Source organism: Novacetimonas pomaceti, from assembly GCF_003207955.1.
Lineage (GTDB): Bacteria > Pseudomonadota > Alphaproteobacteria > Acetobacterales > Acetobacteraceae > Novacetimonas > Novacetimonas pomaceti.
The window spans coordinates 1-818 of sequence record NZ_NOXG01000114.1; the positions used below are offsets into that span (position 1 = coordinate 1).

An 818-nucleotide genomic window follows, 5' to 3' on the forward strand; every position below is an offset into this window, starting at 1 on the left:
GGGGCGAAAGTCGGCTTCCTGCGGAACTTCCCGCATGAGTTTCCTGATGCGAAGATGTTCAAGCTGGAGGAGAACTTCCGTTCCACCCGCCATATTCTTGATGCGTCGAATGCGGTGATTTCATTTGACCCGTCGCGGATCGAAAAGAGACTGTTTACACGTCGGGGCGAGGGCCTCCCGATCGAGGTTCTGGGGTTCTCCTACGCCACCGAGGAAGCTGCGGCGCTCATCCGGGAGATTGGCCGCCGCGCGGCGACCGGCGTCGCCTGGCATGACATGGCTATCATTTACCGCCAGAACAGGCTCTCCCGAACGCTGGAGGAAGCACTGCTCCACGCCCGTGTCCCCTACGAGATCATCGGAGATGTGGGTTTCTATCGGCGTACTGCCGTCAAGGACGCTCTGGCCCTGCTGACGCTTTGCGCATGGCCCGATGAGCGCAGGTCGGACGAAGCCTTTCGGCGGATGGCCAACCGGCCCCCGCGGGGCCTTGGCGCCAGGGGCCTGGGGAAAATCGAGATAGAGGCTTCGGCGGGTGGTCTGTCGCTATGCGCGGCGGCCACACGGACCCGGCTGTCCCCGAGATGTGCCGTGGCGCTGCAGGGATTCGTCCAGATTCTCAGACAGATCGGATGTCGGGAAGGGGAAAGCCTTGGGGAGCGCCTTACCGGCCTGCTCGAGGCAACAGGGTATCTGGACATGCTGCGGGCTGATGATTCGGATGAAGCCGCAACCCAGCGCGAAAACCTCGCGGAACTGATCGAACTGGCCCAGGGTTTCCGGCGCGTGGAACACCTGCTGGAGCATGCGGCACTGGC

General features: G+C 63.0%; 1 protein-coding gene. It reads left to right on the forward strand.

Going from position 1 to position 818, the window contains the following annotated elements:
* Positions 1-54: 54 nt before the first annotated feature.
* Positions 55-818, forward strand: a 764-nt coding sequence (locus tag CFR71_RS15910) for a 3'-5' exonuclease (protein WP_275405121.1), incomplete at its 3' end; no start/stop codon positions are given.